This is a genomic window from Teredinibacter franksiae (genome assembly GCF_014218805.1).
GTDB classification, from domain to species: Bacteria; Pseudomonadota; Gammaproteobacteria; order Pseudomonadales; family Cellvibrionaceae; genus Teredinibacter; species Teredinibacter franksiae.
The window spans coordinates 267,822-288,638 of sequence record NZ_JACJUV010000001.1 but is presented as its reverse complement, the minus strand read 5'-3'; the positions used below and the strand labels follow the sequence as shown (position 1 = coordinate 288,638).

The 20,817-nt window shown below is 48.9% G+C and carries 18 protein-coding genes and 2 pseudogenes; 15 read left to right on the top strand and 5 right to left on the bottom strand.

Annotated elements, in window-relative coordinates:
• Positions 1–28: 28 nt before the first annotated feature.
• From H5336_RS01160 to H5336_RS01150, 3 genes are read left to right on the top strand one after another with little or no spacing between them, the layout of a single operon-like run.
• Positions 29–1,285 (top strand): lipoprotein-releasing ABC transporter permease subunit, encoded by a 1,257-nt coding sequence (locus H5336_RS01160; protein ID WP_185230596.1) that lies wholly within the window; start codon positions 29–31, stop codon positions 1,283–1,285.
• A gap of 20 nt (positions 1,286–1,305) precedes the next feature.
• Complete coding sequence (lolD, locus tag H5336_RS01155) at positions 1,306–1,986, top strand: lipoprotein-releasing ABC transporter ATP-binding protein LolD (protein WP_185230594.1); 681 nt, start codon at positions 1,306–1,308, stop codon at positions 1,984–1,986.
• Complete coding sequence (locus H5336_RS01150) at positions 1,983–3,236, top strand: lipoprotein-releasing ABC transporter permease subunit (protein WP_185230592.1); 1,254 nt, start codon at positions 1,983–1,985, stop codon at positions 3,234–3,236. The genes lolD and H5336_RS01150 overlap by 4 nt, the downstream gene beginning before the upstream one ends.
• Positions 3,237–3,240: 4 nt before the next feature.
• Here the strand turns inward: H5336_RS01150 and H5336_RS01145 are convergent, their stop codons facing one another.
• Positions 3,241–3,768: a DUF2062 domain-containing protein gene (locus H5336_RS01145; protein ID WP_185230590.1), complete on the bottom strand. Its 528-nt coding sequence runs from the start codon at positions 3,766–3,768 to the stop codon at positions 3,241–3,243.
• A gap of 265 nt (positions 3,769–4,033) precedes the next feature.
• Here H5336_RS01145 and H5336_RS01140 point away from each other — a divergent pair, with 265 nt between their 5' ends.
• From H5336_RS01140 to murB, 7 genes are all read left to right on the top strand, one after another.
• On the top strand, positions 4,034–6,445 hold the full coding sequence (locus H5336_RS01140) for a DNA internalization-related competence protein ComEC/Rec2 (protein WP_185230588.1): 2,412 nt from the start codon (positions 4,034–4,036) through the stop codon (positions 6,443–6,445).
• A 227-nt stretch (positions 6,446–6,672) separates the two neighbouring features.
• On the top strand, positions 6,673–7,284 hold the full coding sequence (locus H5336_RS01135) for a MotA/TolQ/ExbB proton channel family protein (RefSeq protein ID WP_221628096.1): 612 nt from the start codon (positions 6,673–6,675) through the stop codon (positions 7,282–7,284).
• A gap of 14 nt (positions 7,285–7,298) precedes the next feature.
• Entirely contained in the window at positions 7,299–7,742 is a 444-nt protein-coding gene (locus tag H5336_RS01130; protein WP_185230584.1) for an ExbD/TolR family protein, read from the top strand.
• 12 nt (positions 7,743–7,754) lie between these two features.
• Entirely contained in the window at positions 7,755–8,810 is a 1,056-nt protein-coding gene (lpxK, locus tag H5336_RS01125; RefSeq protein ID WP_313555678.1) for a tetraacyldisaccharide 4'-kinase, read from the top strand.
• Positions 8,807–9,565: a 3-deoxy-manno-octulosonate cytidylyltransferase gene (gene kdsB / locus H5336_RS01120; RefSeq protein ID WP_185230582.1), complete on the top strand. Its 759-nt coding sequence runs from the start codon at positions 8,807–8,809 to the stop codon at positions 9,563–9,565. The genes lpxK and kdsB overlap by 4 nt, the downstream gene beginning before the upstream one ends.
• Before the next feature lie 31 nt (positions 9,566–9,596).
• Positions 9,597–10,076 carry a low molecular weight protein-tyrosine-phosphatase gene (locus H5336_RS01115; protein ID WP_185230580.1) on the top strand — a complete coding sequence of 160 codons (480 nt, stop codon included), beginning with the start codon at positions 9,597–9,599 and terminating at the stop codon, positions 10,074–10,076.
• A complete protein-coding gene (murB, locus tag H5336_RS01110) occupies positions 10,073–11,098 on the top strand; it encodes a UDP-N-acetylmuramate dehydrogenase (RefSeq protein ID WP_221627960.1) in 1,026 nt (341 codons plus the stop codon). The genes H5336_RS01115 and murB overlap by 4 nt, the downstream gene beginning before the upstream one ends.
• Here the strand turns inward: murB and H5336_RS01105 are convergent.
• Together H5336_RS01105 and H5336_RS01100 are read right to left on the bottom strand one after the other, a co-directional pair.
• A complete protein-coding gene (locus tag H5336_RS01105) occupies positions 11,090–11,668 on the bottom strand; it encodes a hypothetical protein (protein WP_185230578.1) in 579 nt (192 codons plus the stop codon). The genes murB and H5336_RS01105 overlap by 9 nt on opposite strands.
• A gap of 103 nt (positions 11,669–11,771) precedes the next feature.
• Complete coding sequence (locus H5336_RS01100) at positions 11,772–13,784, bottom strand: transglycosylase SLT domain-containing protein (RefSeq protein WP_246438990.1); 2,013 nt, start codon at positions 13,782–13,784, stop codon at positions 11,772–11,774.
• A gap of 180 nt (positions 13,785–13,964) precedes the next feature.
• On the opposite strand from H5336_RS01100, the pseudogene H5336_RS23995 reads away from it, so the two are divergent.
• The 3 genes and pseudogenes from H5336_RS23995 to H5336_RS23985 form a co-directional block, all read left to right on the top strand.
• Positions 13,965–14,825: pseudogene (locus tag H5336_RS23995) on the top strand (ABC-F family ATP-binding cassette domain-containing protein); the annotation flags it as partial.
• Positions 14,823–15,347: pseudogene (locus tag H5336_RS23990) on the top strand (ATP-binding cassette domain-containing protein); the annotation flags it as partial. The pseudogenes H5336_RS23995 and H5336_RS23990, both read left to right, overlap by 3 nt.
• Positions 15,342–15,872 (top strand): ATP-binding cassette domain-containing protein, encoded by a 531-nt coding sequence (locus H5336_RS23985; RefSeq protein WP_446697313.1) that lies wholly within the window; start codon positions 15,342–15,344, stop codon positions 15,870–15,872. The pseudogene H5336_RS23990 and the gene H5336_RS23985, both read left to right, overlap by 6 nt.
• Positions 15,873–15,885: 13 nt before the next feature.
• Here H5336_RS23985 and H5336_RS01090 read toward each other — a convergent pair whose 3' ends face one another.
• Positions 15,886–16,317 (bottom strand): universal stress protein, encoded by a 432-nt coding sequence (locus H5336_RS01090; RefSeq protein WP_185230574.1) that lies wholly within the window; start codon positions 16,315–16,317, stop codon positions 15,886–15,888.
• An 89-nt stretch (positions 16,318–16,406) separates the two neighbouring features.
• On the opposite strand from H5336_RS01090, the gene H5336_RS01085 reads away from it, so the two are divergent.
• Positions 16,407–16,940: a hypothetical protein gene (locus H5336_RS01085; RefSeq protein WP_185230572.1), complete on the top strand. Its 534-nt coding sequence runs from the start codon at positions 16,407–16,409 to the stop codon at positions 16,938–16,940.
• On the opposite strand, the gene H5336_RS01080 is transcribed toward H5336_RS01085, so the two are convergent.
• The gene (locus tag H5336_RS01080) at positions 16,918–17,565 is read right to left on the bottom strand and encodes a hypothetical protein (protein WP_246438989.1); all 648 of its coding nucleotides are present in this window, start codon (positions 17,563–17,565) and stop codon (positions 16,918–16,920) included. The two genes, H5336_RS01085 and H5336_RS01080, sit on opposite strands and share 23 nt — an antisense overlap.
• A gap of 551 nt (positions 17,566–18,116) precedes the next feature.
• Here H5336_RS01080 and topA point away from each other — a divergent pair.
• Positions 18,117–20,813 (top strand): type I DNA topoisomerase, encoded by a 2,697-nt coding sequence (gene topA / locus H5336_RS01075; protein ID WP_185230570.1) that lies wholly within the window; start codon positions 18,117–18,119, stop codon positions 20,811–20,813.
• The last annotated feature ends 4 nt before the right edge of the window (positions 20,814–20,817 follow it).

Sequence of the window (20,817 nt, the reverse complement as noted above, 5' to 3'; positions counted from 1 at the left end):
CAGCCGTATCTACTGAATAATCGCTGCCATGTTTCAAACGTCATCAAACTCAGTTGCATTACATATTGGGCTTCGCTACACCAGGGCAAAGCAGCGAAACGGTTTTATATCGTTCGTTAGCATTTTTGCATTGGTGGGTATGGCTTTGGGGGTGTTTGCCCTTATCGTCGTACTCTCGGTAATGAATGGTTTTGACCGAGAATTAAAGCAGCGCTTGTTGCGTGTGGTGCCCCACGGGAATTTGTCTACACATAGCCCACTCATTGACTGGAAAAGCCTGTACGCCCGTATTGGTGATACGCAGGGCCTGATTGCTGCAGCGCCATTTATTGAAGGTAAGGGCTTGTTGGCAGCGGGCTCTGTGGTAAAACCTATTCAGATACAGGGTGTGAACCCCAAATATGAAAAAAATATTTCTGCCGTTCACGACCACATGATTGCGGGTGAATTGGCGTTTATTCAACCCGGTCAATACGGCATCGTTATGGGCGATTTATTGGCCGCTCATCTTGGCCTACGGGTGGGAGATAAGGTTTCACTAACACTGCCAGAGGTGTCGGTTACGCCCGCGGGTATCTTCCCTCGGAGTAAGCGATTCAAACTTGTGGGTATTTTTTCCGTGGGTGCCCCTGTGGATCAGTATTTAGTTCTTATCCATATTAATGATGCGCAAAAACTCTTTCGCCGTGGGCAGGCGGTGGATGGGTTACACCTGAAATTTGACGATATTTATCGTGCGCCGACGGCTGTTAGTGAGCTGGCCGAGAAGCTTGGCGAGAAGGTTGTTGGCAAAGACTGGAGTCAAACGCAGGGGAGCCTTTTTCAAGCGGTAAAAATGGAAAAAACCGTTATTGGTTTAATGTTGAGTATCATTATCGCGGTGGCGGCGTTCAACATTGTTACCAGCCTGGTAATGATGGTCGCTGAAAAAAGAAGCGATATTGCCGTGCTGCGCACACTCGGCATGTCGCGCTGGAATATTGTCAGTATTTTTATGGTGCAAGGTATAAGTCTTGGTTTTGTCGGTATTGTACTAGGGTGTGTGTTGGGTACGGTGACGGCAATCTGGTTGCCTGAAATCATGTCCGTTGTGGAGGCGCTTATCGGGATTCAGGTGTTTGACCCCAGCGTTTATTTTGTTGCGTATCTTCCCTCTTATTGGAAATTAGAAGACACGATACTGGTGTGTGGGCTTTCATCGACTATTTGTATTCTTGCCACTATTTACCCGGCGTATCGTGCATCGACCATTGAACCTGCAGAAGCACTGCGGTACGACATATAAAGGTTTTGGAAAAGAAAACGATGAGCAATATTGTACTCAGCTGCCAAGATGTAGTGAAAAATTATAGTCAGGGCCCTCAGCTGGTGGAGGTGTTGAAAAAAATTGAGTTGAACGTAGAGCGTGCTGCGCATATAGCCATTGTTGGCTCTTCTGGTAGTGGTAAAAGTACTCTGTTGAACGTGTTGGGCGGCTTGGACAAACCCGACGAAGGCAATGTTGAATTACTTGGCAAACCATTTTCGCAACTAGGCGACAACCAGCGCGGCGCTATCCGTAATAGCTCACTTGGTTTCGTCTATCAATTTCATCATCTGTTACCTGAATTTACCGCACTTGAAAATGTGGCTATGCCTTTACTTATTGGTGGTAGTGGCAAGAAAAATGCGCTATCGGCGGCTGAGTTAATGCTTAAACGGGTTGGGCTGCAGGATCGGCTCGAACATAAACCCTCAGAATTATCGGGCGGGGAGCGCCAGCGAGTGGCTATTGCCCGTGCTTTGGTTGCTGAACCCGCTTGCGTATTGATGGATGAGCCAACGGGTAACCTCGATTCCACCAATGCTAAAGCCATTCAAATTTTAATGGATGAGTTAAGTAATGAATTGGCAACCAGTTTTGTTGTGGTGACCCACGATGAGCAGTTTGCGAAAACTATGGATACCATATATCAGTTAAACGATGGCGTATTGAGTTTGCTATGACATTACCGTTACCCCTTTATATCGGTTTGCGCTACACCGGTGCTCGCCGTCGCAGCCAGTTGGTCTCTTTTCTGTCGGCGATTTCCATTACTGGGTTGGTGGTCGGGGTGGCATTACTCGTTGTTGTACTGTCCGTTATGAATGGTTTTGACCGAGAGTTGCGAGAGCGCATATTGGGTTTGGTACCGCAGGCGTCTATTAAGCATTACCAGGGGGTCGATAACTGGCCAGAATTGGTGGCGACGTTAAAACAAGACGCTCGAATTCTCGAAGCCGCTCCGTTTGTACAATTACCGGGCCTGGTGAGTTTCCGCAAAAAGGCCGAGCCCATTGTACTTTATGGTATAGACCCAGAGTACGAGCAAAAAGTGTCCATTATTTCACAGTATGTGCAACAGCAAGCGCTTGAGCGTCTTGTAACGGAGCCTTCGGCGCTGATACTGGGTTATGGCGTTGCCAATTCTTTGGGGGTATCGGCAGGTGACAAGCTAATGGTGGTGATACCCGGGAATGCAGGTATTAGTGCAATAGCCGGTAGCCGAAGTGCGGCCAAGATGGGTTATTTTGATGTTGTGGCTGTTATTCAATCACGCACTGAACTCGACAACACTTTGGCACTGACGGGCTTAAGTACTGCAGCTAATTTGGCCGGCATGGGCGACAAGGTTAGTGGTATTCGGTTGAAACTCGATGACTTGTTTGCGGCCCCCAGTATCGTCTACGAAAATCTGATGGAGTTGGGGGTGGGCTACCATGGATCGAATTGGACCCGAACTCAAGGCAATCTCTATCACGCTATTCAAATGTCGAAAAACCTAGTGGGTTTATTGATGTCGCTAATTGTCGGTATTGCAGCATTTAATGTGGTGTCCACACTGGTAATGGTAGTGGTAGATAAGCAAGGTGAAATTGCGATTTTACGCACACTGGGGGCGTCTACAAAAACTATTTTATCGGTGTTTATCGTACAGGGAAGCGTTATCGGGCTGTTGGGCACTTTGCTCGGTATTGGGATTGGTTGTTTGATGGCATTACTTATTGAAGATTTTGTGCAGTTTGTTGAAAGGCTATTTCAGGTACAGTTTTTAAAATCGGATGTTTACCCGTTAACTTATCTGCCTTCTGAAATCCGATTAGCCGATTTAGTTCGAGTGGGCTTAACGGCTTTATCACTGTGTTTTGTCGCGGCTTTGTATCCTGCGTGGAAGGCCAGTCGAGTGCAGCCCGCCGACGCGTTGCGATACGAATAAAGGTTTACTCTTCTTCGGTTAGGGCTCGTTTTTTTCTATCCTGCCAGCGCTGGATTACATGCCACCGCCAGGTCCACTGAATAACCACGTAACCCAGACAGCCAAAAAAGATACTGGCGATAAAACTGCCTAACACTAGTGGCTCCCATATGTGTTGGAATTCGGAAGCGAACCACTGCCAAGACATTTCCATATGAAACTGTCTTGGTTGTATTTGCATAATTCGGGCACCCAGCTTATAGGTGGCGTAGTAGATAACCGGAAAGGTAACAGGGTTACTGATCCATACCAGTGCAATGGAGATAGGCAAGTTGCAGCGGAATAGCAATGCCCCACCTGCGGCAATGGGGACTTGCCCTAATGTTGGTAAAAAAGCAACAAATAGACCCACGAAAAACGCCACTGATACCGAGTGCCGGTTTAAATGAAATAGATTTGGGTCGTGCAGGAGTGACCCCAAAAATTTCAAGCCGGGCGCTTTCCTAATTTTGGCCGGATCTGGGATCCAGCGTTTGAAAATCTTACGTGGCATAGGTTATCAATTCTGCTGAAAGGCACTGCCCGAGAAGCGGGTTGTCGAATGGGCTTCGACAGTATTATAGGCAGTCTTACTCATAGGTAATTCAGTATAGTAAGAGATGTATGGCGTTTTTTGAAATTGCGGTGACACTCAAATATTCGCTATTGTGTAAGCTAGTAGGACGCGACGGTATTATGCCGATAGGCGCTCGATTTGGCTACTGCTTGCGTCCTCAAAACTGTGCCGCGCATTTTAGGGTGCGAAGGTATACCAGTCTTTGATTACAAATAAGCCTATTGGAATGGACTCCCTTATCAAAAGCATTCGCATGGTTACTTTTAAGCCAAACAGCCTGACAAATAGTCGCATAATACTTTTGCTGCTGGTTGCCGCCGCCGGGGGCCTTCCTGCATCTTTGTCATTAGAGTACGCACACTATAGTCGGGTGTTGAGCATGGCACTCTTTGGTTTGCTGCTTTTGTTGCTGTCGGCTGGTTTACTACCGCGCTGGCGACGGTCGTTACTTTTGTTTATTGGTGCGCCACTGTTGGGCTTTTTGTTCAACGGTTATCGCATACTTGCGCTCGTTGACAGCCAGCTACCGGTAGAGATGGAAGGTAAGGATGTAGCGCTTGTTGTAAGCGTGAAGAGCTTGCCCCAAATCACACGGGTTAAGGGGCGGCTGAGTTCCATTGCATTCTATGCACGTGTTATTTCGGTCGCTGAGGACGCGGTGTTGCCGTTGCAGGATAAGCTGATTCGGTTAAGTTGGTACCACCCATCACAAAAATTAAATATTCGCCCAGGGCAACGCTGGGCGCTGACCGCCAGGCTAAAAAGGCCACGGGGTACTGTTAATCCAGACGGTTTTGATTACCAGCAATGGTTGTTAGCAAAAGGTGTCGTAGCAACCGGATATGTTCGCGCTAAAGAGCCTGTTGAGCAGATTTTTGAGGGTTATGCGGGCTTTGATGGCTGGCGCTACCAGCTTGCACAGCTTATCTCCTCAGCTTCGCTAATGGGTGAGCATGGTTCGCTGTTGGCGGCGCTGATGATAGGCGACAAGTCGGCTATTACTCAGTCTCAGTGGCAGGTTTTACAGAAGACGGGGACCATACACTTAATGGCCATCTCGGGTTTACATATCGGTTTGGCCGCTGGCATGGGGTATTGGTTGGGGGTATTACTGTCGCATCTGGGTGCTTTGCGGCGCAACCAGGGGATGCGTTGGTTACCACCCGTTTTAGCTATAATTTTTGCAAGTGTATATGCCGGGTTGGCTGGTTTTTCTATTCCAACGCAAAGGGCATTGGTAATGATAGTGGTATTTAGCCTCGCTTTGGCTATGGGTCGGCGGCTGAATTACTGGTATGTGTTTTTTGTGGCGGTGATCGGTGTTGAAGTGTTAGACCCGTTTGCCTTTTTAGCGCCTGGTTTTTGGCTGAGTTTTGCTGCTGTAGCGGTCCTAGTATCTGTTTTTGGCTGGCGAAAGGGCGTTGATGGCATTTTACTAAAAACACTAAAAGCACAGTTGTGGTTGCTTGTGGGTTTAGCGATTCCGCTGGCTGTTTTGGGTTTGCCCGTGAGCCTGGTATCGCCTATTGCTAATTTGATTGCGGTTCCAGTGGTATCGCTTGCCATCGTTCCATTACTGTTGTTAGGTGCAATTCTGTCCCCTTTTTTTGGCTCTGCCACTCAGGTGTTGTTGAAGCTTAGCGCGTACATTTTTGAGTGGCTATGGCCCTTACTTGATTTTTTTGCGTCTACTGATTTACACGCATATCTTGGGCTGGGCCTAGAAGGGATTCAGCTGATTACTTTGGCGCTGATGCTGGGGTTGTTTCTCGCTCCCGCAGCGTTGAAATTGCGACTGTTAGGCGTTGCTTTACTGGTGGTTACAGTGGCTCCTAATGAACGTCGTGATGGTCGTACCCAATTGACGGTGATGGACGTACAGCAAGGGCTTGGTGTTGTTATCGAAACGCCCTCCGAAACATGGGTGTACGATACCGGGGCGCGTTATGGTGAGCAGTTTGATATGGGCTCCAGGGTCATTGCTCCCTTCCTGCGAAGTCGAAATGTTCGCCAGCTGGACGCCTTAGTAGTGAGCCACGGCGATAATGACCATGCCGGTGGGTTTGATGCACTAGCGCGGGAATTTCAGCCAAAGAGCGTGTTGGCGGGTGAACCCGACCGTCTTACGGGTGCAGTACAGGCCTGTGAAGCGGGGCAGGGCTGGTCTGCTGGCGGTGTCTCGGCCGAGGTTCTTTGGCCTGTGGCGGGCTATGTGTCCGAAAAGGCAAACAATCGTTCTTGTGTGTTATTGCTAACCTTTAACGGGCAAACGGTCTTGCTGATGGGTGATGTTGAAAAGCAGGTTGAGCAGGCGTTGCTCTCAAGTAATGTGCTTCCCAGTGGCGTTGATGTACTCATTGTGGGGCACCACGGTAGTAAAACTTCGTCTTCACCGGCGCTAGTAGCGAAACTCCAGCCGAAATATGCGGTCTTTAGCGTGGGTTACAAAAATCGTTACCATCACCCCAATAAAAAGGTGGTGGAGCGTTTTGAACGGGCCGGTAGCCGTATTCTGCGTACCGATGCACACGGAGCTATCGCCTTTTTTTGGGGGGCTGAGGGTTTGAAATTAACCCAGTACCGATCCGCCGAGCCAAAACCCTGGTTTTGGTAGCGTCAGTCTGTAGGTTTTGGTAAGTGAATTCTGATACACAAGTCACGCCCACCCAATCGGTGTAATCGGGTATGATAACGCCCTTAAAAACAGAGGGTTAGCCGAACTATCTCAGCCTTTTACCCTAGGCTGTGGTTTTTGAAGCTACCGGTGAATTTGGCTTCAGTGCTGAAGCCGGTGAATCCCCCTATTATTTATTTCAGGAGTGATCTGTGTTCGAAATTCTTATGACTGGTGGCTGGTTGATGTTGCCCATCATTTTCTGTTCCGTTGCGGTGATAGCGGTGAGTATCGAAAGATACTGGACCCTAAACCCATCAAAAATAGCGCCGCGACATCAGCTTGGACAAGTCTGGAGTTGGATACAGCAAAATCAGCTCGACAGTGAACGGTTGAAAGAACTGCGTAAATCATCGCAATTGGGGCGAATACTCGCGGCCGGTTTGAGTAATTCCCGTCACGGTCGTGATGTAATGAAAGACAGCATAGAAGAAGCGGCCAGTCAGGTCGTGCACGACATGGAGAGGTTTGTAGGCGCATTGGGCACCATTGCGGCGATTGCACCACTGCTAGGGTTGTTGGGTACGGTGATTGGCATGATCAAGGTTTTCACCGCACTTAACCTTGAAGGTGCAGGCAACGCTGCGGTGCTAGCGGGCGGTATTTCAGAAGCGCTGGTAACGACGGCAGCAGGGTTATGCGTCGCTATACCGGCGATGATCGCCCATCGTTTTTTCGTGCGTCGTGTAGATACATTGGTTGTCACCATGGAGCAGGAAGCGGTTAAATTGGTCGATGCCTTGCACAACGATCGTCGTGTTGATCTGAAAGTTGCCTGATATCGAGCTACGCTATGCAATTTAAACGACAAGTAAAAGCCGAAGAGTCCATCAATCTAACGCCATTGATTGATGTGGTGTTTTTGCTGCTTATCTTTTTTATGGTGTCGACTACGTTCACCAAAGAGACGCACCTTAAAATTGATTTGCCCGAGGCCGTAGGCGATTTACAGCCTACTTTAGTGGATCAAATAGAGGTGGTTGTTGATGCCCAGGGTGGTTTTTCGGTTAATGGCCGAGCGCTGGTGAATAAGCAGTTAGCCACCTTGCAAGCCGCGATTCAAGACATTGGCGCTGCCGATACCAGTGTTCCATTTATCATTACGGGTGATGCAACAACGCCTTATCAAACGGTCATTTCGGTGATGGACCTCGCCGGCCAATTGGGTTTTGCCAATCTTAGCCTAACGACCCGCCAGCCAGAAGAGGCCGATTCAAGTATTCGGACTCAGGACTAGGGCGCGTATTCAGTGAGCCGCGCGCAGTCATCGCAAGCCCGAGCGGCGCCCATACCGAAATTAAAAAAGTCGTGGTTGGTGCAGGCGATAGAAACCCGTTGGTATGCGTCCCCCGGCTGGTTGTACGGTCTGTTACCGCTCGAGTTCCTATTTCGTTTTATCTCAATTCTCCGTAAAGGTTATCTTAATCGTCGTCGCTGGCATTCAACGCTTCCGGTTATTATCGTTGGTAATATTTCAGTTGGTGGTACGGGTAAAACGCCGGTTTTAATCGCGTTGATTAAACATCTACAGGCAGCTGGATTTCATCCTGGCGTTATATCTCGAGGCTATGGGCGCAGCTTCGGTAAGCTGTGCGTTGTGTCTCCTCAGAGTAGGGCAAGTGAGGTGGGGGATGAACCTCTCGAAATAGTTAATCAAACCGCATGCCCCGTTGTTGTTTCGTCATCGCGGGTTGAAGCTGCGCAATATCTACAACAGCATCAGCTTTGCACGGTTATTGTGGCTGACGATGGTTTGCAGCATTATCGTTTGGGGCGCAATATTGAAATAGCGGTGGTGGATGGTGAGGCGGGGTTTGGCAATGGTCATTGCTTGCCTGTGGGGCCTTTGCGAGAACCGGTATCTCGTCTGGCTAGTGTTCATTATGTTTTGGCGAGCGGCAGGGTGGCTGCTTATCCGAGTGCCTACCTGTTTGATGTGCAGCCAAAATGGTTAGTAAATGTAAAAACAGGGGCAAAGGAATCTCTACAGTTTTTGCGGGCTTTGCGCTCACCAATTGCGGTGGCCGGTATTGGTAAGCCGGACAAATTATTTAGTACCTTGAAATGCGTGTTATTCGACAAGGGTGGCGGTACTTTAGAATGTTATGGCTTTGCAGATCATCACGTATTCAGTTTAAAAGATTTTGAATTTGCCGGTAATCGGCCGGTTATAATGACCGCCAAAGATGCGGTTAAATGTGTAGCTTTCGCGCAAAAAAACTGGTGGTATCTAAGTGTTGAAGCAAAATTGTCAGACGAGTTTTTACAGGTGTTACTAACCGATATTAAGCAGGCCGCGATATGACTTTTAGCGTAATTATTCCCGCCCGGTATGCGTCGGAACGTTTGCCGGGAAAACCGTTGGTGGATATTGGCGGTAAACCTATGGTTCAGCACGTATACGAATGTGCTCAAAAAAGTGCAGCGGACAAGGTGATTGTTGCTACCGATGACACGAGAGTTGCCGATGCTGTTGTCAGTTTCGGTGGTGAAGTTTGTATGACATCAGCACAGCATCAATCGGGTACCGATCGCCTGCAGGAGGTGGTTCAGGCCTATGGTATGGGCGATGACGAAGTGGTGGTGAATGTACAGGGTGATGAGCCTCTGATTCCGGCTGCCGTTATTAATCAGGTTGCTAATAATTTGAGGGAAAACGCTAAAGCCAGTGCAGCAACGCTCTGCGAACCTTTTTTAAATCTCGAAATGGTGATGAATCCCAACGCTGTGAAGGTGGTGTGTGACGAGCGCCAGTTTGCGCTGTATTTTTCACGTGCACCCATACCCTGGGATCGAGATGGCTATAGTCTGGGGAAATTTTCTGGTGGAAAGCCTAGTCAAATAGCTCGACGACATATCGGTATATACGCCTACCGCGTTGGCTTACTGAATCAGTTCGTTACTTGGCCAGCGTCGGCCCTAGAAAAAATTGAAAAACTTGAACAATTGCGTGTGTTGGCGAACGGTTTACACATTCATGTTGAGGATGCCTGCGAGCCGGTTCCTGGTGGGGTGGATACCCCAGCCGATTTAGAAAGTGTTCGCGCGCGGGTCAATTAATAGAGGTGCTCATTAGTTAACAGGCTAAATTATGCAGGAAACCCGTGTTTTATTTGTATGTCTGGGCAATATTTGTCGGTCGCCAACGGCGCATGGTATTTTTCAGGCCTATGTTGACCGAGAAAACTTGTCGCACGTTATCCGTATAGAGTCGGCCGGCACCTCCGGCTGGCATGTTGGAGACCCGCCAGATTCTCGGGCAATGGCTGCGGCTAAATCCAGAGGCTTTGACTTGTCTAGGCTCCGTGGGCGTGGGTTTACCGCCAGTGATTTTCTTGCTTTTGATTATATTTTGGCAATGGACAACGATAACCTTAGCGCTATGCAGGCGCTGCAGCCCTCGACCTATACCGGCCACTTGTCGTTGTTTTTAGACTTTTCCCAGCAGACCGCATACCGGGAAGTGCCAGACCCATACTATGGCGCTGCCGATGGTTTTAGCACGGTTCTCGACTTGGTGGAGGATGGTTGTGCTGGGCTTTTAGAGCATATACGACAAACACGTTCATGATTCAAATTCTCGAAAATGTAGATTTACAGCGCTATAACACAATGGCAGTGCCTTCGGTTGCGCGCTTTTTCTGCAGGGCTACCTCGGTTAGTGAATTACGAGAAGCGTTGGCTTGGAGTCAAACACAGCACACAGCGCAATATGTTCTTGGGGGTGGCAGCAATACACTGCTCGACGCAGAGGTAAATGGATTGGTTATTCGCCCAGAAATCTCTGGTTGGGAAGTTGTTGGCGAAGATAAGGACGTTGTCTATGTGTGTGCCGGTGCGGGTGTTGTTTGGCACACCTTTGTTATGGAGTGCATTGAAAATGGTTATTTCGGTTTGGAGAATCTTGCTTTAATTCCGGGCCATGTTGGCGCGGCTCCTATTCAAAATATTGGAGCTTACGGGGTTGAACTGAAGGATGTGTTTCATACATTACAAGCGGTCAACTGCGAGTCGGGTGAATTAATAGAGCTAAGTAAATTACAATGTGAATTTGGTTATCGCGATAGTGTTTTCAAAGGAAGGTACAAAAATAAGCAGGTTATTACATCGGTTACGTTTTCGTTGAGTAAAGCTCCAAGGGTTAGTGTTCAATACCCTGCGCTGATAGAAGAGTTGGCAAAATCTAACGTGCTAACGCCCACGCCAAGGCAGGTGGCGGAAGCCGTTATTCGTGTTCGTAGGCGCAAATTACCTGCACCCGAAACAATACCTAACGCCGGCAGCTTTTTCAAAAACCCTGTGGTGTGCGAAGATTTTGCTTTGAGATTAAAGGCCGAGTATCCCCAAATGCCGCAGTACGATGCGGCCAATAAGCGTAAAAAATTAGCGGCAGGATGGTTGATAGAGCAGTGCGGCTGGAAAGGGCGGAAGGCCTTTGGTGTAAAAGTACATGACAAGCAGGCGTTGGTTATAACAAATCCTAACCGAGTCGATGTGGGCAATATTCTCGAATTGGCAGCCAGTATTGCGGCTGACGTTAAGCTTAAGTTTGATGTAAGTTTGGAGCGCGAACCGAAGCTATTGTCAGAATAATTCTATTTCGTCGTTATCCGCATCGGGTGATTTGGCTTTCTCTTTTTCAAAATGGTGGTTGTAGATTTTAAGGGCTTCGTCAACAGAGCCTCCGCGCATAATGTATTCAAACATAATGCGCTCAGCCTCCATGGTGTAACTTCCCTTAATGTAGTCTTTCAACGTTTGCCATTCACTGGGCTGCGACAATTGCTGACCGTCTGCCATTAAACCTGACATTTTTTCCAGGCTGCGGGCGATATGGTCTAGCCGTTGACATATGCGGTCGTAAAACTGAAAAGCTTGTATGGATGCATTGATATTGACCTGCATCTCGCCGGTGGTTTCGATTAAATCAGATTTAAAGGGGCTTAACTCGGAAGTCGTTTGTAATTGTTCCGCTTGTTGGCCAATCGCAATGGTATGGCTGGCAAGTTTAGTAAAAGCGGAGGTCAGTGTTTCAACCGACTTATTGGATTCAGACATGGTCGCTTCTATCTGGCACACCGCTAGATAAAGCATGTTGATGGTTTCTTTTACGTGAGACCATTCGGAGGAATCTGTGGTTTGTAGTTCAGGTTGGTCGGCCAAACTAGTCGTACTCCCGCTGAGATAGGTGTGCGAATACGCATCTACATAAGAATAGAAGATATTCAGCTGTGTGCAGGGAAGTTTGGTGAGACCTAGCCTGCTTTTAGAGCAGGCTATTGGCTTCGAGTTCGCTTACCAAATTACGGGGTTTGCCCATGCGGTAACCATAGATCACAGAGAACGAAAGTACGTTTTGAACGTAACCTCGGGTTTCTTTAAAGGGGATGGTTTCGATCCATATGTCGAAGGCAACATCCTGTGGGTTTTTACCCACCCAGCGGTCTACACGGTGTGGACCAGCGTTATAAGCGGCAGCGGCGAGTATGCGATTGCCGTTGTATTGATCAAGCAGTTGGTTGAGGTAAAAGCTGCCGAGGCGAATATTGTGTACGGGGTCGAATAAGTCCTGTTTGCGGTGTTTAATGCCGTTTTTTCGCGCTGTGCTTTTCGCTGTGGCAGGCATAAGCTGCATGAGCCCCATGGCGCCGGCCGAGGAGTGAGCGTTTTCGGCGAATGCGCTTTCCTGGCGTGCGACCGCAAATATAAGATCGGGTGTCACGCTGGTGAGCGACGACATTTGGTGCACTTCATCTTCGTAGGCGAGCGGAAAACGAATACTCAAGTAATCCCAAAGGTTACCGGAGATCATGGCGTTGATTCCCTTGTTATACCAGCCCCAGCGTCGCGCGAGTTCACCCGCTGCTACTAGGTCGTCTGAACCCATATGCCGCGTAGTAAATATCCATTCCGCCTGAGCTTCACCGAAGTTGCCTTTTAGCCAGAGCTCACGTGCACGCTTTAAGCCCGGTAAGGCTTCCATTGTTTGCAGTGAACTAGGGCTAATTTCGACTGGAATATGCTCTAAAGAGTAAGATTTACCCATACGATCTGATGATAGAAACCCGTAAAAGCTACGATTATTGGCAAGCTTTAAGTAAATTTGCTCGGGGCTGCCATGGTCTCGATCAACCAATGCCAGCTCACCCATGGCGCGGGCGCGCCAATACTGCCAGCGGTCCTGTGAGCGCTCTTGTTCCGAAAGTGCATTCAGCCAATGGAGTACCTTATCCCAGCTCTGGGTTTTTAACGATTCACGCACTAAGGCATGTATAACGTTGTTTTGTTTAAGCTCATGGGAGTTTGCAATCATCGCCGCAGCGGTATCGGTTTTGCCTTTGCGGATAAGCCGTGTCGCTAGGTACAGTTTGGTTTCGGAGCTAAGCTCTGTAGGGAATAGTTGTTGTGCCTCATAGCCAACCCAAAGTTTCAATGCTTCTTCTGGCGATTTACGCGCGTAACGTTGAATACCATGGGCAATGATTTGCTGCATCGGTAGTGATTGCTCGGCGAAGGTTCGTTGCTTACGAAGCATGTGAGGATAGCCGTGGACGCGCATGTAAAGTTCGGCGTAGGTCGTGTGCTCATCATCCAAAAAGCTACTTACGTAGCGGGCCAGCCCTGTATTGCCGTCTTTCATAGCATTGTGGAAGCGATTCCAGGCAATTTCTTGGGTTAGCCCCCCTGCACGACGCCAGCGATTGAAGAGCGGGTCGCAGGCCTTTGGGTGGGAGTGGCCTTTCTGCCAAATTTCGGCAACTTCATTCAGGGCATCTAAGTCGCGTTCAAAAGTACGAGCATACAGCCAGTAACAATCCAGTTCGGCGGAGCTGAGGGAGGGCTCGTAATAATTCAGGTAGGTCTTCCAGCGTTTTTTAACGGCAAGCGTGTAAAGAAGTTGTTCTCTTAGTCGTGTTTCTAGGAAAGAGCCCTTGTGGTTCTGTATGAACTTATCGATCCCACTGAATTCCAGCTTGTGCAGATTGTATTTGATTAACGCGTAATCAAGGTACGGTGTAAGCGTATAATCACCTAAGCGCTGGTAATGGGAGGTAAACTGTTGCCAGTTACCCTTACTCAGGGCGGTTTTCGCCATTTCGTAGTGATAGCGTTGCTGCTCGAGGGGTACTTGCTGCTCGAGGGGTACTTGCTGCTCGGGGGCTTTTACCTGTTCTGGTTTTGCTACTGCAATTGGCGCGACTGCAAGCAAAAACAGCATGAAATAACGATATAGGGCTTTAATACTTAGGTACAAAACAACAGCTCTCATATACAACATATTTACCAGGCCGTTTCCCTCAGGCCCTTGGCAGATTTGCTATTTAAACATATTTGCATAGCATCTAAACAAGTGTTGCCTATAATAGCGGCCCTCGCTACTTTCAAATTGGAATAAACAAACCGGTTTTATCCCTGATTGCTTTGTTTCATACCCTTTGCCTACTAATTCGAGATATTGATGCCACTTTTCAAACTGGAAAACACTCACCTCCACTATGGAGAGCAAATTTTATTTGACGACCTTTCGTTGCAACTGGACGCAGGCGACAGGCTTTGTGTCATTGGGCGCAACGGTGTGGGTAAGTCAACACTGCTGAAATGTGTAGAGGGCAAGGTAGAGCTAGACTCTGGGTCGCTGTGGTTGGACGACGGCAAGCGCGTAGCTAGCCTTGCGCAAGAGTTGCCCGAGGCCACGGATATCAGCGTTTACGACTTTGTCGCTCAAGGCTTGGCATCGCTAGGGCAAGACCTAGCGGATTACGAAAAGCTGGTTATGCAAGGCGCAGATGCCAATATGCAAGAGTTGGAACGAGTACAGCATAGAATTGAAGCGGCCGATGGCTGGAGTTTACAAACCCGTATTGAACAGGTGCTCACACGCCTTGATCTCGATGCGGATCAACGCATGAATCAGCTGTCTGGGGGCTGGAGACGGCGAGTTGCGTTAGCGCAGGCGCTGGTGAGTCAGCCTGACATTTTATTGCTAGATGAGCCCACAAACCATCTCGATATTGCCGCTATTAAATGGCTGGAGCAGCAGCTACAGAGTTTCGCCGGGGCTATTGTGTTTATTACCCACGATCGCGCTTTTCTCCGCGCAGTAGCGAATAAAGTAGGGGAGCTCGACCGAGGAATTTTACGTGTTTGGAACGGTGACTACGAAGGCTTTTTGGTGTTCAAGCAACAGCAATTAGATGCTGAAGACAGACAAAACGCACTGTTTGACAAAAAGCTAGCTCAGGAAGAAGTCTGGATTCGGCAGGGAATTAAAGCGCGCCGTACTCGCAATGAGGGCCGAGTAAGAGCGCTTGAAAAAATGCGCGATGAGCGTGGGCAGCGCAGAGAGCAGCTCGGTAGCGCTCGAATTGAGCATGGTGGCGATACTGTTTCCGGAAAGCTAGTAGCGCAAATGGAAAATATCAGTTTCGCCTGGCCAGACAAAACCATTATTCAACAGTTTAGCTCTACCATAGTGCGCGGTGACAAAATTGGGTTGATCGGGCCAAACGGTATTGGCAAAAGCACGCTGCTAAAAATTATTCTTGGTGACCTGGAACCACAGCAGGGCAAAATTCGTTTAGGAACCAAGCTTAGTGTTGCCTATTTTGATCAGATGCGTGATCAGCTGGACCTGGAAAAAAGCGCTATAGACAATATCAGTGAGGGGCGTGATAGCATCGAAATTAATGGCCGTCCGCGTCATATCATGTCTTATTTGCAAGACTTTCTGTTCAGCGGCGAGCGTTCACGAACACCGATAAAAACACTGTCGGGTGGCGAGCGAAATCGTATTTTACTGGCCAAATTGTTCAGCAAGCCCAGTAATTTGCTCGTAATGGACGAACCAACAAACGACCTTGATGCAGAAACGTTGGAGTTACTGGAATCTATCTTGGTGGAATACACGGGGACTTTGCTGCTGGTAAGCCACGATCGTCAGTTTCTCGACAACGTCGTTACTTCTACCATTGCCTTTGAGGGCGCAGGCGCTGTACGTGAATATGTAGGCGGTTACGACGACTGGGTGAGGCAGGGTGGCGTATGGCCGGAGCAGGACGGAGCCCAGGCAAAAGCGCAAAGGGATGCTGTAGCGCAGGCCACAGCTAAGCCTGGGTCGGTAAAGCCTCAAAAAGCGGGCAAGAAGCTTAGCTATAAACTTCAGCGAGAGCTGGAGGCGCTGCCTGCGGAGCTGGAAAAGTTAGAAGCCAAGCTGGAGGTGCTTTCAAAAGAGGTCTCCGATGCAGCTTTTTATCAGCAGCCGCAAGAAAAAGTGAATGCAACCTTGGAAAAGCTTTCGGAATCTGAAGCCCGGCTGGCTAGCCGTTACGAACGCTGGGAAGAGTTAGAAGCATTGCAGGGCTTGTAGCCCTGCAAAAAACTCATTGCACCCGAACCGCGAGCACGTCGCAAGATGCATTTTGGACAACGCCTTTAGTGATAGAGCCAAAGAGTAGCGCAAGACCATGGCGGCCGTGACTGCCCACCACAATCAAGTCAATTGCCCGATCTTCTGCTAAACGGTGGAGTTCTGTAGCGGCCTGGCCGATACCCACAAACTGATCTTTCGGGGTGAGTTTAACCTCATCCACAATCTTTGCGAGTCGAGTTTTGGCTTGTTGCTCCATGAGGGCTTGAGCTTCGGTAAGGTCTATGGGCACATCACCGCCATAGGCAAACGCCAAGGGTTCGACGATGTGCGCAATGCTGATGTCGGCATTGCATACGTTGGCGATTTCCGCAGCCTTGTTTAGTATCTGTGCACAGTCAGTTGAGAGGTCTAAACCAACCAGAATATGTTTATAGCCTGTCATAGCGCCTCCTATTCGGGGTTAAAGAGAAGAAATGATCACACTGCTGTTAATATTATAGATCGTGTACAGATGAGGTTGAGTGAATAACTATGTGGACCACCATATTTGCGGTTTTTCTTGTCTCTGCAATGATTATCGGCCCGATTATGATGATCCAGCCGAGCCAGCGTCAGCGACGGCTCGCGCGTTTACGTACGCTGGCGGCCAAGCAAGGTTTGCGCGTGCACCTTGGGCAAAATCCAGCCGGTGGAGAACCCCGGCAGCTTGCGTTGTACAGTATGGCTGTTGACTCTGCTCAGGTGGATCGTGCGCCACAACCTTGGTGTGTTGGTCGGCAGAGCCTAGAGCACGAAATAAACCTGATTGCCGATTGGGACTGGATAGGGGAGCCCCGTGCTAGTAAGGCCGTTACGGCGAGACTGATTGAATGGCTACCCTCGTTGCCAGCACCGATACGAGCGGTAGAGGTAACGCCTCACAGTGTCGTTCTCTATTGGACAGAAGCCTGTTGGCAGCGCGAGGCGCGCTGGGAGGACTCAGCTAGCGCTTGCCTAGCATTCATGGAGTCACAACTTTATTGGCTTTACGAGCAAAGTGTTTCTACGCCCCAAACTGCTGATTGATCGGAAGATTTTGCGGCAGTGATTCGGTGTCTTTAGTTGGGTTAAATTCTGCTTCTGGCATTAGGCTTGGTGAGAGCGCTTTACGTTTATTCGATAACATATCAGACAGCTCTTTTATAAGTTCTTGCCTTTTGTCGTCGCTGTTGCTCGACTGCATCGCAACTTGCTGCGCTTTTTTGTAAAAAGCGTACGCCTTAAGTACATCTCCTCGGTTTAGCGACTGATGCCCTTGGGCAACGTTGCTGACGACACCAACCATAATATGAGTCCAGCTTAATTCGAGTATCAGAGATTCCATTTGGGCAATATCAAGCTTACCTGCGGCCTGTCGTTTACGCAGGATCCGCCCAGTATCATTGAGCATATATAGGGTGCGCGCTATACCTGCATCGCTGCGCTGTAAACGATAAATTTCCCGGGGACGAGAGTGATTACGGTAGGTGTCGGCAAGTTGCTCAGCGTTTTGAAGGGTGACAGACAGCGTTTGACTGTTGGGTTCAAGACGCATCATTGCACCGATCATTTCGATGGCTTCATCGTTTATATGCTCTGCTATGCTGGGCGATTCTGTAAGCGTGTCTACCGTTGCTGCTAGCTCTTCAAGCTCATCAATTCTTCTCTTCATTTGGTGTACTTTTCGGTTTATTAACCTTGATCGGGTTTGGCGCTGGTTCGCAGCGCTAACGATAATGAGCGAAAGAAAAGCGAGAGCGAGACATCCGACGAGCAAAGTGAGAGTAGACATGCTTATGGTTTGAACCAGTAGAGAAAAAGTTAACTGCGTCTAAAATTTATTTTAGTCAATTTTTGGCGTCTGTATGGTTTCATTGCTACTGTTGAAGGGCAGTATTGTTTGTATTTGTGAGCAATAAAGCTTTATTTAACAATCACATACAGGGTAAGCTTTACCTAACCTCTCACCCTACTATTTACCCGTTCGATCTTATGTATCTCTACAAGTGTATTCCATTCGGTGCTTGACCGAATTAAAACGAAGACTTATATATGCGCACCTTTATATGTTTATGGTGCCGCACTGCACATATTTTGATCGGTACCAGTGGCGCAATCACAGCAAAAGAGGGTCAATCTCATTCTGGGTCGGGAACGACTTGAAATGATTGGCAGAGGCGGTTTTGGCGCCAGCATTCACACCAACTTAAAAAGAAGGGTCTCATGGGGAAATCGCTTGTTATTGTGGAGTCACCTGCAAAGGCGAAAACGATTAACAAATATCTGGGAAACCAGTATGTAGTTAAGTCGAGTGTTGGGCATATTCGGGATTTGCCCACGAGCGGGTCTTCCAAAACACCGGTCGATGCGAAAGCTAGAGCGAAGCAGGCGGCTCTCACTCGAAAAATGTCGCCGGAAGAAAAAGCGATACACAAAAAGAACAAGTCGCGGGAGCAGCTGGTCAAACGCATGGGCGTAGATCCAGATAACGAATGGCAGGCGCATTACGAAATTTTGCCTGGCAAAGAAAAAGTTGTTGCCGAGTTACGCAAATTGGCCGAAGAGGCAGATCAAATATATCTGGCGACGGATTTGGATCGTGAGGGAGAAGCCATTGCCTGGCACCTGCGTGAAGCCATTGGCGGCGACTCGGACCGATACCGTCGTGTAGTCTTCAACGAAATCACTAAGTCCGCTATTCAAGAGGCCTTCAAAGAGCCTGGGCGCCTCGATATTGCGCGTGTGAATGCACAGCAAGCTCGCCGCTTTCTCGACCGGGTGGTGGGCTATATGGTCTCGCCGCTACTGTGGGAAAAAATTGCGCGTGGGCTTTCCGCCGGGCGAGTTCAGTCTGTAGCCGTTCGATTGGTGAGCGAGCGTGAGGGTGAAATTCGTGCATTTATCCCAGAGGAATACTGGGAGATTAAAGCTGAGCTAGACACAGCCAAGGGCGAACGAGCCAAATACGAGGTCAGAAAATTTCAAGGGAGCGCCTTCAAGCCGGTAAGCGAACAACAGGCAATGACGGCAACAGCGGCTCTTGGAGAAACCGGTTATTCGGTAACCGAGCGTGAAGATAAGCCAACTAAATCCAAGCCCAGTGCGCCATTCATTACCTCCACCCTTCAGCAGGCGGCGTCTACCCGTCTTGGCTATGGGGTGAAAAAAACCATGATGATGGCCCAGCGTTTATACGAGGCGGGCTACATCACCTACATGCGTACAGACTCCACCAATCTAAGTAAGGACGCCGTAGAGGCCTGTAGAGACTTCGTGCAGCAGGAGTATGGCGATAAGTATCTGCCGGAGAGCCCCAACGTTTACTCCAGTAAGGATGGCGCTCAGGAAGCTCACGAAGCTCACGAAGCTATCCGGCCGTCTGATGTCACGTTACGACCTGTTCAGTTAAAAGGTATGGAGCGGGATGCTGAACGCCTTTACACGCTAATCTGGAATCAATTTGTTGCCTGCCAGATGACACCCGCTGAATTCACCTCCAGTTCGCTGGTAGTAACGTCGGGTGATTACGAGTTGCGCGCGCGTGGACGCGTTATTCGCTTTGATGGCTTCATGAGAGTCATACCGCCAACCGTCAAAAAAGAGGAGGATGCAATACTTCCCGATGTGAAAGTGGGTGAAACGCTCAACCTTCACCAGTTGCTTCCTACTCAACATTTCACCAAACCTTCCGCGCGATATACCGAAGCTAGCTTGGTTAAAGAGTTGGAAAAGCGCGGAATAGGGCGCCCCTCGACCTATGCGGCCATTATTTCCACGATCCAGGATCGTGGCTATGTGCATGTGGAAAATCGTCGATTTTACGCCAATAAAATGGGCGACATTGTTACCGAGCGACTAGTAGAAAGCTTTAGCGACCTGATGGACTACAGCTTTACCGCGAATATGGAGCAGTCTCTCGACGGTGTGGCCGACGGGCGAAAAGACTGGCTGGAGTTACTTAATGAGTTCTACAGCGATTTTACGGTTAAGCTTGAGCAGGCTCAAAATGGCGAAGATGGTATGCGCCGAAATGAGCCTGTTGAAACCGATATCGACTGCTCAAATTGCGGTCGTAAAATGCAAATTCGTACCGGTAGTACGGGTGTATTCTTGGGTTGTTCCGGTTATGCGTTGCCACCGAAAGAGCGCTGTAAAAATACAATGAACCTTGTTTCGGGTGATGAAGCCGTTAACGTCGACGACGACGAAGAAGCCGAATCTCGCCAGCTGCGGCAGAAGCACCGTTGTAAAACCTGTAATACCGCGATGGACAGCTATCTACTGGATGAAACGCGAAAATTGCATATCTGTGGTCGTAATCCAGATTGTGATGGTTATGATGTTGAGCTGGGGACGTTCAAAATTCGCGGGTACGATGGCCCGGTAATTGAGTGTGATAAGTGTGCTAGCGATATGCAGCTCAAGTCTGGTCGTTTTGGTAAATATTTTGGTTGTACCAGCGACGAATGTAAAAATACGCGTAAATTATTGAGAAGTGGTGAGGCTGCCCCCCCTAAAATGGACCCGGTGGATATGCCCGAGCTGATTTGCGAGAAAGTCGACGATCATTACGTGCTCCGCGATGGCGCTAGTGGATTATTTCTGGCAGCAAGCCAATTCCCTAAGAATCGGGAAACGCGGGCGCCGTTTGTTAAGGAGTTGCTCCCTCATAAAGAAGAGATCGACCCTAAATACGATTTTCTCTTTTCTGCCCCAGCGCAAGACGACAATGGTGTCGACACTCTCGTACGCTATAGTCGTAAAACTAAAGAGCAGTATGTTCAATCTGAAGTTGATGGCAAAGCGTCGGGCTGGAAAGCGTTTTATGAAAACGGTAAGTGGGTTGTAACGGCAAAAGCAGCGGCGAAGAAGAAGGTCGCGCCAAAGCGCAAAGCAGCCGTTAAGAAAGCCAAAAAATAAAGTG